General features: G+C 70.9%; 15 protein-coding genes. 11 read left to right on the forward strand and 4 right to left on the reverse strand.

The window, feature by feature from the left end; genetic code table 11:
- Entirely contained in the window at positions 1-567 is a 567-nt protein-coding gene (locus WFJ36_RS01530; RefSeq protein ID WP_292789873.1) for a PH domain-containing protein, read from the forward strand.
- 7 nt (positions 568-574) lie between these two features.
- Here WFJ36_RS01530 and WFJ36_RS01535 read toward each other — a convergent pair whose 3' ends face one another.
- On the reverse strand, positions 575-1318 hold the full coding sequence (locus tag WFJ36_RS01535; protein ID WP_336642959.1) for a CPBP family intramembrane glutamic endopeptidase: 744 nt from the start codon (positions 1316-1318) through the stop codon (positions 575-577).
- Between the two features lie 191 nt (positions 1319-1509).
- Between WFJ36_RS01535 and typA the strand changes: the two genes are divergently transcribed.
- Entirely contained in the window at positions 1510-3423 is a 1914-nt protein-coding gene (gene typA, locus WFJ36_RS01540) for a translational GTPase TypA (RefSeq protein WP_071328204.1), read from the forward strand.
- A 202-nt stretch (positions 3424-3625) separates the two neighbouring features.
- On the forward strand, positions 3626-4495 hold the full coding sequence (locus WFJ36_RS01545; RefSeq protein ID WP_336642507.1) for a phospholipase: 870 nt from the start codon (positions 3626-3628) through the stop codon (positions 4493-4495).
- 107 nt (positions 4496-4602) lie between these two features.
- Here the strand turns inward: WFJ36_RS01545 and WFJ36_RS01550 are convergent, their stop codons facing one another.
- Positions 4603-5151 (reverse strand): helix-turn-helix domain-containing protein, encoded by a 549-nt coding sequence (locus WFJ36_RS01550; RefSeq protein WP_071328205.1) that lies wholly within the window; start codon positions 5149-5151, stop codon positions 4603-4605.
- A 96-nt stretch (positions 5152-5247) separates the two neighbouring features.
- Between WFJ36_RS01550 and WFJ36_RS01555 the strand changes: the two genes are divergently transcribed.
- The 6 genes from WFJ36_RS01555 (at position 5248) to WFJ36_RS01580 (ending at position 9652) form a co-directional block, all read left to right on the forward strand.
- Positions 5248-5958, forward strand: coding sequence for an AzlC family ABC transporter permease (locus WFJ36_RS01555; RefSeq protein WP_071328718.1), 711 nt, complete (start codon positions 5248-5250; stop codon positions 5956-5958).
- Complete coding sequence (locus tag WFJ36_RS01560) at positions 5955-6269, forward strand: AzlD domain-containing protein (protein WP_071328206.1); 315 nt, start codon at positions 5955-5957, stop codon at positions 6267-6269. The genes WFJ36_RS01555 and WFJ36_RS01560 overlap by 4 nt, the downstream gene beginning before the upstream one ends.
- Positions 6270-6309: 40 nt before the next feature.
- A complete protein-coding gene (locus tag WFJ36_RS01565) occupies positions 6310-6720 on the forward strand; it encodes a histidinol dehydrogenase (RefSeq protein ID WP_336642508.1) in 411 nt (136 codons plus the stop codon).
- A 9-nt stretch (positions 6721-6729) separates the two neighbouring features.
- On the forward strand, positions 6730-7050 hold the full coding sequence (gene fdxA, locus WFJ36_RS01570; protein ID WP_017203330.1) for a ferredoxin: 321 nt from the start codon (positions 6730-6732) through the stop codon (positions 7048-7050).
- A 9-nt stretch (positions 7051-7059) separates the two neighbouring features.
- The gene (gene dapC, locus WFJ36_RS01575) at positions 7060-8172 is read left to right on the forward strand and encodes a succinyldiaminopimelate transaminase (RefSeq protein WP_336642509.1); all 1113 of its coding nucleotides are present in this window, start codon (positions 7060-7062) and stop codon (positions 8170-8172) included.
- Positions 8173-8362: 190 nt separating this feature from the next.
- Positions 8363-9652 (forward strand): citrate synthase, encoded by a 1290-nt coding sequence (locus WFJ36_RS01580; protein WP_083391672.1) that lies wholly within the window; start codon positions 8363-8365, stop codon positions 9650-9652.
- Positions 9653-9731: 79 nt separating this feature from the next.
- Here WFJ36_RS01580 and WFJ36_RS01585 read toward each other — a convergent pair whose 3' ends face one another.
- Together WFJ36_RS01585 and dapD are read right to left on the reverse strand one after the other, a co-directional pair.
- Positions 9732-11102 carry a DEAD/DEAH box helicase gene (locus tag WFJ36_RS01585; protein WP_336642510.1) on the reverse strand — a complete coding sequence of 457 codons (1371 nt, stop codon included), beginning with the start codon at positions 11100-11102 and terminating at the stop codon, positions 9732-9734.
- A gap of 237 nt (positions 11103-11339) precedes the next feature.
- A complete protein-coding gene (gene dapD / locus WFJ36_RS01590; protein ID WP_071328208.1) occupies positions 11340-12293 on the reverse strand; it encodes a 2,3,4,5-tetrahydropyridine-2,6-dicarboxylate N-succinyltransferase in 954 nt (317 codons plus the stop codon).
- Between the two features lie 66 nt (positions 12294-12359).
- On the opposite strand from dapD, the gene dapE reads away from it, so the two are divergent.
- Both dapE and WFJ36_RS01600 read left to right on the forward strand, forming a co-directional pair.
- Positions 12360-13433, forward strand: a complete 1074-nt coding sequence (dapE, locus tag WFJ36_RS01595) for a succinyl-diaminopimelate desuccinylase (protein WP_336642511.1) — start codon at positions 12360-12362, stop codon at positions 13431-13433.
- Positions 13415-14632, forward strand: coding sequence for a hypothetical protein (locus WFJ36_RS01600; protein ID WP_336642512.1), 1218 nt, complete (start codon positions 13415-13417; stop codon positions 14630-14632). Before dapE ends, WFJ36_RS01600 begins: the two co-directional genes overlap by 19 nt.
- Positions 14633-14680: the final 48 nt, after the last annotated feature.

A 14680-nucleotide genomic window follows, 5' to 3' on the forward strand; every position in this document is an offset into this window, starting at 1 on the left:
GTGGCATCTTCCGCACACCCCGAGGGCGCACGGACCTTCCGTGCGTCCTCGGGCACCGTCGTCTTCGTCCTCAGCATCCTGCTGGTGCTGTTCCTGCTCGGGGACACCGTCGTCAACGGCAGCATCGTGCAGGCGCTGCTCGTGGCGCCCTGGCTGCTGCTCGGTCTGTGGATCGTGTACGAGACGGCCTTCGTCTCCTTCGTCCGCGTGGATCAGGAGGGGGCCGTGGTGCAGAACCTGCTGCGTCGCACGACCTTCGGCTGGGCGCGTGTGCAGGACATCGACATGCGCTGGCAGCTCGAGTTCACGCTCGACGACGGTCGCACCCTGAGCTGCTGGGGCGGACCGGCCAAGGCGCGTCCGCCTCGTCGCTCCCGTGATGACGACGCGGAGCCGAAGGTGCCGTCGGCGCTCCGGGTGCTCACCGGCATCCGCGATCTGTGGAGCGCGGCGCCCGCGACGGCGGATGCGCCGATCCGACGCAGCTGGGACGGTCCGGCCCTCATCGCCCTCGCCGTCATCGTGCTGTGGGCCGTCGCGGCGCTCGTCGTCGTTAACCTCGGCTGAGCGCGCCTCAGCCGGGGAGACCGAACAGGCCGGGCCAGGTCGCCGCGGCCCAGGGGTAGCCGACGAACGCCGCCGCATCGATGAGGAAGTGCGCCACCAGGAACGGCAGCAGTCGACCGGTGCGGTGGTAGAGCCACCCGAAGAGCAGTCCCATCGCGAGGTTGCCGATGAAGGCGCCGGGCCCCTGATAGAGGTGGTACGTCGCACGGAGCACCGAGGTCGAGACGATGATCGTCCACGGCGACCACCCGAGCTGCCGCAGGCGGGCGAACAGGTACCCGAGCACGACGAACTCCTCCTGGAGCGATGCGCGGGCGGCGGCGAGCAAGAGGATCGGCACGGTCCACCAGTGCGCGTCCAGACCGGCGGGGTTCACGGCCACGAACAGTCCGAGCGCCCGGCCGCCGAGGTAGAGCGCCAGTCCCGGCACGCCGATCGCGAGGACGAGGAGCACGCCCCGGCCGATGTCGCCGCCCACGCGGGTGCCGTCGAGGCCGAGGCGCTCCAGGTGCGGGCGACGGCGCTGCCACAGCAGGAAGCACACGAGGAGCACCGGCACCAGGGCGAAGCCGATGGACAGCACCTGATAGATGAGGTCGAACGCCTCCCGGTCGCTGCGGGAGGGGTTGAGGGTGGCGGTCTGATCTGCGAGGGGCGTGTCGTCGGTGAGCCGATAGGCGAGCTGCACGATCGCGTAGACCGCGGACTGACCCAAGCCCAGGGCGAGCACGATGGCGATCTCCCACCACAGGCGCGCTCGACCCTCACGCGGTTCGTCGCGCCGGGTGGGCGCGGTCGACGGCGTCTGCGGCGCCGGGGGAGTCGGGTCGGGGAGGGTCACGGGACGATGGTACGACGTGCGTTCAGGAACCCGATCCGCGCGTACGTTATCCTGGAACGTCGGCTTCCCGGCGCAACCCCACACTCTTTGAGGACCCTTGTATGGCGCACGCCCTCCGCTCTGACCTCCGCAACGTCGCAATCGTCGCCCACGTCGACCACGGCAAGACCACGCTCGTCGACGCGATGCTCCGCCAGACGGGCTCCTTCGGCGAACACTCGCACGTGGAGGAGCGCGCCATGGACTCCAACGACCTGGAGCGCGAGAAGGGCATCACGATCCTCGCCAAGAACACGGCGATCACCTACAAGGGCAAGCACGCCGACGGCAAGGAGATCACGATCAACGTGATCGACACCCCCGGCCACGCCGACTTCGGCGGCGAGGTCGAGCGCGGCCTGTCGATGGTCGACGGCGTCGTGCTGCTCGTGGACGCGAGCGAGGGTCCGCTGCCGCAGACCCGCTTCGTGCTGCGCAAGGCGCTCGAGGCGAAGCTGCCCGTCATCCTCCTCGTCAACAAGACCGACCGTCCGGATGCCCGGATCGCCGAGGTCGAGGAGGAGGCGCACGACCTCCTGCTGGGCCTGGCCTCCGACCTCGTCGACGACGTGCCCGATCTCGACGTCGACGCGCTGCTCGACGTGCCGGTGGTCTACGCCTCCGGTCGCGCCGGCGCCGCGTCGCAGAACCGTCCCGCCGACGGCTCGCTGCCCGACAACGACGACCTCGAGCCGCTGTTCGAGGCCATCCTCGAGCACGTCCCGGCCCCGGCCTACGACGACGAGGCTCCGCTGCAGGCCTGGGTCACGAACCTCGACTCCAGCCCCTTCCTCGGCCGCCTTGCCCTGCTGCGCGTCTTCAACGGCACGCTCAAGAAGGGCCAGACGGTCGCCTGGGTCCGCTCCGACGGCACCACCAGCAACGCCCGCATCACCGAGCTGCTGAAGACCCGCGCCCTGGAGCGCTACCCGGCTGAATCCGCCGGTCCGGGCGACATCGTCGCCATCGCCGGCTTCGAGGACATCACGATCGGCGAGACCATCGCCGACCCCGAGGACATCCGTCCGCTGCCGGCCATCACGGTCGACGACCCCGCGATCTCCATGACGATCGGCACGAACACCTCGCCGCTCATGGGCAAGGTCAAGGGACACAAGCTCACCGCCCGCATGGTGAAGGACCGCCTCGACCGCGAGCTCATCGGCAACGTGTCGCTCAAGGTCGTCGACATCGGCCGTCCCGACGCCTGGGAGGTGCAGGGCCGCGGCGAGCTGGCCCTCGCGATCCTCGTCGAGAACATGCGCCGCGAGGGCTTCGAGCTGACGGTCGGCAAGCCGCAGGTGGTCACGAAGAAGATCGACGGCAAGGTGTACGAGCCGTTCGAGCACCTGACCATCGACACGCCGGAGGAGCACCTCGGCGCGATCACTCAGCTCCTCGCGAACCGCAAGGGTCGCATGGAGAACATGACCAACCACGGCACCGGCTGGGTGCGCATGGAGTTCGTCGTGCCCTCGCGTGGTCTCATCGGCTTCCGCAGCGAGTTCCTCACGACCACCCGCGGAACCGGTATCGCCAACGCGATCTCGCACGGCTACGAGCCGTGGGCGGGGCAGATCACCACCCGCCAGAACGGCTCGATCGTGGCCGACCGCTCGGGTGTCGTCACCCCGTTCGCGATGATCGCGCTGCAGGAGCGCATGTCGTTCTTCGTGCAGCCGACCGAAGAGGTCTACGAGGGCATGGTCATCGGCGAGAACTCGCGCGCCGACGACATGGACGTCAACATCACCAAGGAGAAGAAGCTCACCAACATGCGCTCCTCCACGGCCGACAACTTCGAGTCGATGACGCCGCCGCGCATCCTCACGCTGGAGGAGAGCCTGGAGTTCGCGCGCGACGACGAATGCGTCGAGGTGACTCCGGAGAAGGTCCGCATCCGCAAGGTGATCCTCGACCAGACCGTCCGCGGTCGCGAGGCCTCGCGTCTCAAGCGTCAGGACGCGAACGCCTGATCGCACCGCACTCCTTGAGAGAGGGCCCCACGCCGCCGCCCGGCCGCGTGGGGCCCTCTCTCATGAAAATCCCAGGTGAGGGCTAGTTTTCGCTCAGGTTGATGACGCAGACTCGTTGACTTGCGCCCGGGGCGAGCTCCCGATGAGTCCCCGATATGGGCGTACGACGACCCGAAAGTCAAAGCCTTGCTTCAGAAGACCCGTGCGCTTCGGCGCGCCTCCGACGCGGCAGCCGCTCGCGCCACTGTCACCCGTACCCCCCCTGATCGCCCTCGGCGCCGCCACGGCCGCGCTCGTCGGCATCACCCTCAGCGTGGGCCTCGCCTCCGCCCCGGCGGCCGGAGCAGAGCGCTCCGACGCCGCCGCCGCCGTCACGAGCCACGACCTCGGCGCCGAGCCCCTCGCCCGCATCGCCGATCAGGCCGTCATGACGGTCGCGAACGCGACCGATGCGGTCGCCGCGGCGAAGAGCCTGACCGCGGAGGTCACCGAGTCGGGCCTCGACGTGGGCGCGGCGGCGTCCGTGGACACCACCGCTCTCGAGGACGACCTGGAGACCCTCGCCGACCGATCCACCCTCCCGCTGGTCCTCATCACGGTGACGGCCGAGCAGGCCGAAGCCGAGACCGAGAAGGTCGTGACGGCCACCGCAGACCTCCAGGCGGCCTTCACGGCCGCGCAGGAGAAGAAGGCGGCGGAGGATGCTGCCCGCGTCGCCGAGGAGAAGGCGGCGGCCGCAGCGGCCGCGCTCGCCTCCGCGAACACGCCGGACGGCGCTCGGGCCACCGCACAGCAGATGATGGCGGATCGCTACGGCTGGGGCGGCGACCAGTTCTCCTGCCTGAACTCGCTGTGGAACAAGGAGTCCGGCTGGAACTACCAGGCGTACAACAACGACGGGGGAGCGACCGGCATCCCGCAGGCGCTGCCCGGCAGCAAGATGGCCTCGGCGGGCGCCGACTGGCAGACGAACGCCGCCACCCAGATCGCCTGGGGCCTGCAGTACATCGCCGACGCCTACGGCACCCCGTGCACGGCCTGGGGGCACTCCCAGGCCATGAACTGGTACTGAGCCGAAGAGCCATCCGCCGACCCGGCCTCTTGTGGGCGAACCGGCCCCTTGTGCGCGAACGCAAGGGGCCGGTTCGGTCGCAAGGGGCCGGGCCGGGGGAGTGATCCTCAGCGCAGCTCGGAGATGAGCACGGCGCTTGTCCCGGGCGCGATGGCCTCGAACACGTGGGCCGCGTCGCCGGCATACGTCAGGTAGTCGCCCGGGTTCAGCACCACGGCATCCTCGGGCGGGCCGACCCGCGCCTGTCCGGCGATGAGGATCACGTGCTCGATCGTGCCCGCATGGTGGGGGTCCGAGCGCCGGGGGTCGCCGGGCTCCGCCTGGATGAGGTACACGTCGCGCCGGGCGCCCGGAGGGCTCGCCGAGAGGAGGGTGGCGCTGTAGGCGGCGGCAGAGGAGGGCACGCCCGCGAGGTCATCGGCGCGGATGAGGGTGGGGGAGTTGGCCTGCTGGTCGACGAGCACCGCGAAGGGCACGCCGAGTGCGACGCCCAGCGCCCACAGCGTCTCGACGCTCGGGTTGCCGGCACCGCTCTCGAGCTGGGAGACCGTCGCCTTGGAGATGCCGGCCCGCCGGGCGAGCTCGGAGACGGACAGGTTCGCCGCCTCGCGCTCGCGGCGGAGCGTGCGGGCGATGCGGGTGCGGAGATCGTCCATGCGTTCATCATGGCAAACGATCGTTCGCTTGACTATGCATCCGGGCATGTTCAGAATGATGATCGTGTGTTCAGCAAAGCGAACGGGTGGCGGTCGATGACCGCTGAACGTGAGGTCTGGCGCGAGGCCCTCGGCGTCGTGCTCGCCACGAGCGCCTATGGCATCTCCTTCGGCGCGCTCGCCGTGGCCGCGGGCCTCGACGTGTGGCAGGCGTGCGTGCTCAGCCTCCTCATGTTCACCGGCGGGTCCCAGTTCGCCTTCGTGGGCGTCTTCGCCGCCGGCGGACTGGCCGCCCTGCCGTCGGCGATCGCGTCCGCCGCCCTGCTCGGGGTGCGCAACGTCGCCTACGGGATGCGCATGTCGCCGGTCGTCGGCGGGGGACCGGCACGACGAGCGCTCGCCGCGCACTTCACGATCGACGAATCCACCGCGGTGGCTATCGCGCAGGACGATCCGCGCCTGCGCCGGGTGGGCTTCTGGGTCACGGGGGTCGGTATCTTCGTCGGCTGGAACCTCACCACGCTCGTCGGCGCGCTGGTCGGCGACGTGCTCGGCGACCCGAAGGCCTGGGGGCTGGACGCCGCGGCGGCCGCGGCGTTCCTCGCCCTGCTGTGGCCGCGACTGCGCCGGCGGCAGGCGGTCGCCGTCGGCATCGCGGCGGCCGTGATCGCGGCCGCCCTCACCCCGTTCCTCCTGCCCGGACTCCCCGTGCTCGTCGCCGCTCTCGTCGCTATCGTCGTCGGGTGGTTCAACTGGCTGGAGACACCGCGAGCCGCAGAGGTCGTCGACGGGGAGGCCGGCGCATGAGTCTCTGGAGCGCCATCCTCCTCGCCGCCCTGATCTGCCTCGCCCTGAAGGCCGTGGGCTATCTCGTGCCGCCGAAGGTGCTCGAGGCGCCCCGGCCCGCCCGCATCTCCGATCTCCTCACCGTCGCGCTGCTCGCCGCCCTCGTCGCGGTGCAGTCCCTCGGCGACGGGCAGGCCATCACCGTCGATGCGCGTGTCCCCGCCCTGCTCGTCGCGGCGGGACTCCTCTGGCTGCGGCAGTCATTCCTCGTGGTGGTGGCGTCCGCCGCCCTCGTCGCCGCGCTGCTGCGGCTGTGGGGTCTCGCCGCCTGACGCGTCGATTCGCCGGACTCCGCCCGGGTAGGATCGGGGGGTGCGCGGGAAGTGGTTGTCGAGGGTGCTGTCCTGGGTGGCCGCTGCCCTGGTGGGCGGGGTCTACGGAGTGGCCGGAACCATCGCGCACAGCGTCCTGTGGGGCCCGATCCCGATCGGCCTGATCGTCGCCGCGATCGCGTGCGCCGCGATCCTCATCGCGGTGCGGGCGCTCACCCATGACCGGGGCGCCGCGGTCGCCGCCGGACTCGGGATGCTGGGCATGATCGTGCTCATCTCGGGCGTCGGTCCCGGTGGCTCGGTCGTCGTGCAGGAAACCCTCGCCGGGCGCATCTGGACGTATCTCGCCGCCGGCATCGTGCTGCTCGTCATCGCGTGGCCGTCGTTCTCCCGGCACCCGGTCCGCCCCGCCACGCGGTCCTCGGAGGAACCCGAGGTCCACGGGTCGTAGACTGAGGGGGTGACGTATGTGATCGCCCTCCCGTGCGTCGATGTCAAGGATCGCGCCTGCATCGACGAGTGCCCCGTTGACTGCATCTATGAGGGGGAGCGGTCGCTCTACATCCACCCCGACGAGTGCGTGGATTGCGGAGCGTGCGAGCCGGTGTGCCCCGTCGAGGCGATCTACTACGAGGACGATCTGCCCGACGAGTGGCAGGACTACTACAAGGCCAACGTCGAGTTCTTCGACGAGATCGGCTCGCCCGGCGGCGCCGCCAAGGTCGGCGTCTACCCGTTCGACCACCCGATCATCGCCGCGCTCCCGCCGCAGGGCGAGTAGGCCCGCTCCGTGAGCGTCCGCGACCTCGCCGACTACCCGTGGGACGCCGTGGTCCCGTATCGTGAGCGCGCCGCCCGGCATCCGGGCGGACTCGTCGATCTCTCCGTCGGCTCGCCGGTCGATCCCACGCCGGAGATCATCCGTCAGGCCCTCGCCGCAGCGACCGACGCCCACGCCTATCCGCAGACCGTCGGCACCCCCGCGCTCCGGGAGGCGATCGTCGACTGGTACGCCCGCCGCCGTGGCGTCCCGGACCTCCGGGTCGACAACGTGCTGCCGACGATCGGCTCCAAGGAGCTCGTCGCGCTGCTGCCCACGCTGCTGGGGCTCGGCGCCGGAGACATCGTGGTCCACCCCCGCGTCGCCTACCCGACGTACGACGTCGGCGCGCGGGTCGCGGGAGCGACGCCTGTCGCGGCCGACGACCCGACGGAATGGCCGGAGGGGGCGCGGCTCATCTGGATCAACAGCCCGGGCAACCCGGACGGTCGCACGTGGACCGTCGAGGAGCTCTCCGCGGCCGTGCAGCGGGCGCGTGAGCTGGGGGCCGTGCTGGCGAGCGACGAGTGCTACGCCGAACTGGGATGGGACGGTCCGTGGGCCGAGGAGCCCATCCCGTCGGTGCTCGACCCCCGGGTGACCGGCGGCACGCGGGCGAACCTCCTCAGCGTCTACTCTCTGAGCAAGCAGTCCAACCTCGCCGGCTACCGGGCGGCCTTCGTCGCCGGCTGCGCCCGCGTGGTCGGCGAACTCCTCACCGCACGCAAGCACCTCGGCCTCATGCCGCCCGCGCCCGTCCAGCGGGCGATGGCCGTCGCCCTCGGGGACGAGGCTCACGTGGCGGCGCAGAAGGAGCTCTACCGTGAGCGGCGGGCGCTGCTGCTTCCCGCCGTCGAGGACGCCGGCTTCCGCATCGACGGCTCGCAGGCCGGGCTCTACCTCTGGGCGACCGAGGGGCGCGACGCCTGGGAGTCGATGGCGCGTCTCGCGGACCTCGGGATCCTCGCGGGCCCCGGGCACTTCTACGGCGCCTCGTCGCCTGAGCACGTGCGGCTGTCGCTGACGGCGCCGAGCGACCGCGTAGCCGAGGCGGCTCGGCGCCTGCGCGACGCGGTTCTGTAGGAACCCTCCCTGTTGCGCCGATCTCTTTGGTCGTTGTCACAGTAGGCCTGCGCGACGACTAGGCTGTAAAGGCGATTCGGTCGGCACCCGGCCAGGCGCTCGGCGCCCGAGAGATCGCCAGTTCCGGCTTGATCAAGAACTTGCTGACGCCCGCGACGCCGGGGCGATCAGACAGAAGGAGGAGGTCCGCGTGAGCGCTGCGGCAGACCAGACGGCGAAGCTGACGATCGGCGAGACCACCGCCGAATTCCCCCTGGTGCGCGGTACCGCGGGCCACGACAGCATCGACTTCTCGACGCTGACCCGTCAGACCGGTTACACCGGTCTCGACTACGGCTTCGTCAACACCGCCTCCACGAAGTCGGACATCACGTTCATCGACGGCGACAAGGGCATCCTGCGCTACCGCGGCTACCCGATCGAGCAGCTCGCCGGCAGTACCAGCTACCTCGAGGTCGCGTGGTTGCTCATCTACGGCGAGCTGCCGTCGGCCGTCGAGCTGGCGGAGTTCGACGAGAAGATCCGCCGCCACACGCTGCTGCACGAGGACCTCAAGCGCTTCTTCTCGGCGCTGCCGCACACCGCGCACCCCATGTCGGTGCTGTCCTCCGCCGTCGCGGCCCTGTCGACGTACTACGAGGGCCAGACCGACCCGCACAACCCCGAGCACGTCGAGCTGAACACCATCCGCATGCTCGCCAAGCTTCCGGTCATCGCCGCCTACGCGCACAAGAAGAGCGTCGGCCAGGCGTTCCTCTACCCGGACAACTCGCTCGGCTTCGTGGAGAACTTCCTGAAGCTGAACTTCGGCGTGAACTCCGAGCCGTACGAGATCAACCCGACCATGGTGAAGGCCCTCGAGCTGCTGCTGATCCTGCACGAGGACCACGAGCAGAACGCCTCGACCTCCACCGTCCGTCTCGTCGGCTCGACGGGGGCCAACCAGTTCGCCTCCGTCTCGGCGGGCATCCAGGCCCTTTCCGGGCCCCTGCACGGCGGCGCGAACGAGGCCGTCCTCACGATGCTCGGCCAGATCCGCGACTCGGGTCAGAGTGTCTCCCGGTTCGTCGAGCGGGTGAAGAACAAGGAAGAGGGCGTGAAGCTCATGGGCTTCGGGCACCGGGTCTACAAGAACTACGACCCGCGCGCCAAGCTCGTCAAGGAGGCCGCAGACGAGGTGCTGAGCTCGCTCGGCGTCACCGACCCGCTCCTGGACCTCGCGAAGGAGCTCGAGGAGATCGCCCTCGCAGACGACTACTTCCGTGAGCGGCGCCTGTATCCGAACGTCGATTTCTACACGGGCGTGATCTACAAGGCGATGGGCTTCCCCACGCGCATGTTCACGGTGCTGTTCGCGATCGGTCGCCTTCCCGGCTGGCTCGCGCAGTGGCGCGAGCTGCAGCTCGACCCGCAGACGAAGATCGGCCGTCCGCAGCAGCTCTACACCGGGTCGCCGGAGCGCGCGTTCCCGACGCGCTGAGCGCGGCACCGCAGACGCCGAAGGCCCCCTCGCACCGGAGTGCGAGGGGGCCTTCGCCATTGTGGGGCGTGAGCCGGGATCAGCGTCCCTGCGCGCCGCGCGAGCCCTGACGGCCCTGGCCGCCCTGACGCTGCGAGCCCGGCGCGCCGCCCTGGCCCGCGGAGCGCGGGCGACGGCGACGGCGGGACGGCGGGGTGGTCGCGGTGCTCTTCTCGCCGCCCGCCGGCCGCTGCTTCGCGGAGCGCTGCTGCTGCGGCTGCGGGGGAGCCGGGCGCACGTGCGGAGCACGCTCGGGGACGAGCTCGGTCACGGCGTCGGCGGTGAGGTTCTCCAGCGGTGCCGTGATCGCGGCCTTGCGCAGGAGATCCTTCACGTCGCGGCGCTGCTCGGGCAGGACCACGGTGACGACGGTGCCCGCCGCCCCGGCTCGCGCCGTGCGGCCCGAGCGGTGCAGGTAGGCCTTGTGCTCGACGGGCGGGTCGACGTGGACGACGAGGTCGACGTTGTCGACGTGCACACCGCGGGCCGCGACATCGGTCGCGACGAGGACGCGGACGCCCCCGTCGGCCGGGTCGGTGGAGAAGGCGCCGAGGTTGCGCTCGCGTGCGTTCTGGGAGAGGTTGCCATGCAGGTCGACGGCGGGGATCCCGGCGGCGGTGAGCTGCTTCGCGAGCTTCTTCGCCTGGTGCTTGGTGCGCGTGAAGAGGATGCGACGACCGGTGCCCGAGGCGAGGTCGCGCACCAGCACGGTCTTGTTCTCGGGGGAGTCGACGACGAGCACCCGGTGGGTCATCTCGCCGACGGGCACGCTCGCCTCGTCGACCTCGTGGCTGACGGCGTTCGTGAGGAACCGGCGGGCGAGGGTGTCGATGCCGCGGTCGAGCGTGGCGCTGAACAGCAGGCGCTGACCGTCGGCGGGCGTCGCCGAGAGGATGCGGGTGACGCCGGGGAGGAAGCCGAGGTCGGCCATGTGGTCGGCCTCGTCGAGCACGGTGACCTCGATGGCGCTGAGGCGCACGACCTGCTGCTTCATGAGGTCTTCCAGGCGGCCGGGGCAGGCGACGACGATGTCGACGCCGCCCTGCAGCGCCTGCTCCTGCGGACGCTGGCTGACGCCGCCGAACACAGTGGTGACGCGAAGGCCGACGGCCTCGGCGAGCGGGGCGACGGTCGCGGCGATCTGGGTGGCCAGCTCGCGGGTGGGGGCGAGCACGAGGCCGCGGGGCAGGCCGGACCGGCGCTTGTGGCCGGAGGCCGCCAGGCGGGCGACGAGCGGGAGCGCGAAGGCGATGGTCTTGCCGCTGCCCGTGCGTCCGCGACCGAGGAGGTCACGGCCGGCGAGCGAGTCGGGCAGGGTGTCACGCTGGATCGCGAACGCCTCGGTCTTCCCGGAGGCGGTGAGAACGGTGGCGAGCTCGGCGGGAACGCCGAGCTCGAGGAAGGAAGGCATGCAGAGAACTCCGTCAGCGCACGAGAACGGCGCGGGATAGTGGGGTGAGGTGGGCGAAGACGCAGCGAGTGCGCGTCCGTTCGCCGTGCGAATGGCCAGTTCGGGCTGGAGAGGGGAGCGCGGGCGCTCGCTTCGGTCCTCGGAGACCCCTAGACGACGACGATGCTGACCGGCCGGCGGCGCGGGCAACGACCCCAGTCTACCAGCGGAGACCGGTCGAAGGCTGCAGGTGGGCTGTCAGGCGTGGAGCGCTTCGTTGAGCGTCACGCCGACGCCGGCCCGACGGACGGCCTCGACCGCGCCCGTGAGCGAGTTGCGACGGAAGAGCAGGCCGTCCTGGCCCGAGAGGTCGGCGCCCTTGACGGTCTTGCGTCCGCCATCGGCCGTCGCGGGACCGTCGGCGAGCACGATCTTCGTCCCGGCGGTGACGTAGAGCCCGGCCTCCACGACGCAGTCGTCGCCGAGGGAGATGCCGATGCCGGCGTTCGCGCCGAGAAGCGTACGGGCGCCGATCGACACGCGATGCGACCCGCCGCCGGAGAGCGTGCCCATGATCGAGGCGCCGCCGCCGATGTCGCTGCCGTCGCCGACCACCACGCCCTGCGAGATGCGCCCCTCGACCATCGAGGCGCCGAGGGTGCCCGCATTGAAGTTGACGAAGCCCTCGTGCATGACCGTGGTGCCGGGGGAGAGGTGGGCGCCGAGCCGTACGCGCGAGGCGTCGGCGATGCGTACCCCGGCGGGCTGCACGTAGTCGGTGAGACGAGGGAACTTGTCCAGGCCCTGGATCTGGATCCCGGCGCGCTGAAGCTGCGGGCGCAGGCGTGCGGCATCGGCGGGGAGCAGCGGGCCGGCATTGGTCCAGGCGACGTTCGGCAGGTGACCGAAGATGCCGTCGAGGTTGAGGGTGTTCGGCCGCACGAGCAGGTGCGACAGCGCGTGCAGGCGCAGATAGGCGTCCGCGGTGGAGGTCGGGGCCGCGTCCAGGTCGATCGTGAGCTCGACCACCGCGAGGGTGACGTCGCGGCGCTCGTCCGGACCGGTCTGCGCGTCGAGCGCGGTGCGCGCGGCGGCGACCTCGGCCTCGGACGGCGTGGAGGAGCGGACCTCCGGGTACCACGCGTCGAGGACCGTGCCGTCGCTCGCGGTGGTCGTCAGGCCGAGTCCCCAGACAGATCGTGCGTCGCTCATGCCTCCACGGTATCGCGCCGACGACGGTGTCCCGTCCCGCATGACGGGCATCAGTAGGCTGGGGGCATGGTGCTCGATCTGACCGCGTCCTCCGCCGACATCACCCGCGCGATCTGCGACGTCCCGAGTGTCTCCGGCGACGAGAAGACACTCGCCGACCTGATCGAGGAGGCCGTGTCCGGTCTGCCGCACCTGGAGGTCATCCGGCACGGCAACACGGTCGTCGCCCGCACGGATCTCGGTCGGGCGCAGCGCGTCGCGATCGCCGGGCACATCGACACCGTGCCCCTCAACGACAACCTGCCCACGCGCGACATCGAGATCGACGGCGTGCCGTATCTGTGGGGAAGGGGCACCGTCGACATGAAGGCGGGGGTCGCGGTGCAGCTCAAGCTCGCCGCCGAGCTCACCGACCCCGCGATCGACGTGACCTGGATGTGGTACGACAACGAGGAGGTCGCGGCGTCCCTGAACGGCCTCGGGCTTCTCGCCGCAGCGCGTCCTGACCTGTTCCAGGCCGACTTCGCCATCCTCGGGGAGCCGTCGAACGGCCAGGTCGAAGGCGGGTGCAACGGCACGCTGCGGGCGATCGTGCGGACCACGGGCGTCCGCGCGCACAGCGCCAGGGCCTGGATCGGCGAGAACGCGATCCATCGCGCGGCGCCCATCCTCACCCGGCTGTCCGAGTACCGGGCCCGGGAGGTGCTGGTGGAGGGCCTGCTCTATCGGGAGGGGCTCAGCGCGGTCCGCATCGCGGGAGGGGTCGCGGGCAACGTCATCCCGGACGCCTGCGAGGTCGAGGTCAACTACCGCTTCGCGCCGAGCAAGTCCGCGGCCGACGCCGAGGCTCACGTCCGAGCGGTCCTCGCCGGATTCGACGTCGAGATCACAGATGCCGCCGAGGGCGCCCGCCCCGGCCTGGACGCGGACATCGCGCGCCGGTTCGTCGCGGCTGTCGGTGCGGAGCCGCAGCCGAAGTACGGCTGGACCGACGTGGCGCGCTTCTCGGCCCTCGGCATCCCGGCCGTGAACTACGGGCCGGGCGATCCGCATCTCGCCCATCACGACGAGGAGCGTGTGCCGCTCGCCCAGATCGACGCCGTCGAGCGGGGTCTGCGCGCATGGCTGACGTCGTACTGACGCTCGCACGGCGCTGGGCGCGGATGCCGCTGGCTCTGCGCATCGGCATCGTCTACGTCCTCGCACGGGTCGTGACGACCGGATTCCTCATCGCCGCTGCCTCCCTGTCCACGGTGTTCTCTCGCTTCGGCGGCGACGCCGGGCTCGTGGACTTCGTCCTCGGGTGGGATGCGCAGTGGTACTGGCAGGTGGCGGTGCACGGCTATCCCACCGACCTTCCGCTGACTGTCGACGGGAAGGTGGCAGAGAACGCCTGGGCGTTCATGCCCGTGTTCGCGTATGCCGCGAAGGCGTTGGGCTTCGTGCTCGGATCCTGGGGCGCGGGCGCTCTCGTGCTCTCGCTCGGAGCCGGCTACCTGGCCTGTCTCGCCCTGCATCGTCTGCTCCACGACCGCATCGGGAACGCGGCGGCGCTGTGGGCCGTCGTCTTCTTCGCGTCCGGACCGCTGGCCGCCCTCTTCCAGGTCGGCTACGCGGAGACGCTCTTCCTGCTGCTGCTCTTCCTCGCGCTGGATGCGACGATCCGGCGGAAGTACGCGTGGCTGTACGTGCTCATCCCGGTGCTGGGGTTCACCCGCCCCGGGGTGCTCGCCTTCGCCCTGTACCTCGGCCTGCACGGCATCCTCCGCTGGAGGAATCGCCGCACCGATCCGCTGGGCGCCCGAGAGGTCGTGCACATCGTCGCCCTCGGTGCGCTCGCGACCGCCACCGGGTTCGCTTGGCAGCTGATCGCCGGTGTCGTGACCGGCGACCCCGGCGCCTACCTCGCCACCGAGCTCGCTTGGCGACGACACTGGATCGCCGGCGGCGTCGAGGGCTTCGTGCCCTTCGAGGGATGGGTGCAGGCATCGCAGTTCTGGTTCGAGCTGTGGGGCCTGCCGGCCGGCTGGGGGCCGGTCGCGCTCATCGTGCTCGTGGTCGCGGCGGCCGCCGCGCTGCTGCTGTCCCCGCAGGTGCGGGCGCTCGGCCCCGACCTCCGTCTCTGGAGCGCGAGCTACCTGCTCTACCTGCTCGCGGTGTTCTTCCCGCAGTCGAGCACCTTCCGCCTGCTGCTGCCGCTCAGCCCGGCGTGGGGTGCGGTCGCGGTGCCCCGCTCACGAATCTGGCGCCTCGGGGTGCTGGCACTGTGCCTCGTCGGCCAGTGGGTGTGGATCTACCACGTGTATGCCCTCGGCAGCACGTTCTGGCAGGTGCCCTGACGACGCGGGGGAGCGGATTGTGTCCCCGCGTCGTCCACGGCACGGTCG

The organism is Microbacterium sp. MMO-113 (assembly GCF_037148555.1).
GTDB lineage: Bacteria > Actinomycetota > Actinomycetes > Actinomycetales > Microbacteriaceae > Microbacterium.

What these genes read in the sequence shown, in the direction of transcription:
- dapD (WP_071328208.1), bottom strand. Translation starts at nt 12,293, where the DNA reads ATGAGCGACGCACGATCTGTCTGGGGACTCGGCCTGACGACCACCGCG.
- WFJ36_RS01585 (WP_336642510.1), bottom strand. Translation starts at nt 11,102, where the DNA reads ATGCCTTCCTTCCTCGAGCTCGGCGTTCCCGCCGAGCTCGCCACCGTT.
- typA (WP_071328204.1), top strand. Translation starts at nt 1,510, where the DNA reads ATGGCGCACGCCCTCCGCTCTGACCTCCGCAACGTCGCAATCGTCGCC.
- dapE (WP_336642511.1), top strand. Translation starts at nt 12,360, where the DNA reads ATGGTGCTCGATCTGACCGCGTCCTCCGCCGACATCACCCGCGCGATC.
- WFJ36_RS01555 (WP_071328718.1), top strand. Translation starts at nt 5,248, where the DNA reads ATGACCGCTGAACGTGAGGTCTGGCGCGAGGCCCTCGGCGTCGTGCTC.
- WFJ36_RS01560 (WP_071328206.1), top strand. Translation starts at nt 5,955, where the DNA reads ATGAGTCTCTGGAGCGCCATCCTCCTCGCCGCCCTGATCTGCCTCGCC.
- WFJ36_RS01550 (WP_071328205.1), bottom strand. Translation starts at nt 5,151, where the DNA reads ATGGACGATCTCCGCACCCGCATCGCCCGCACGCTCCGCCGCGAGCGC.
- WFJ36_RS01600 (WP_336642512.1), top strand. Translation starts at nt 13,415, where the DNA reads ATGGCTGACGTCGTACTGACGCTCGCACGGCGCTGGGCGCGGATGCCG.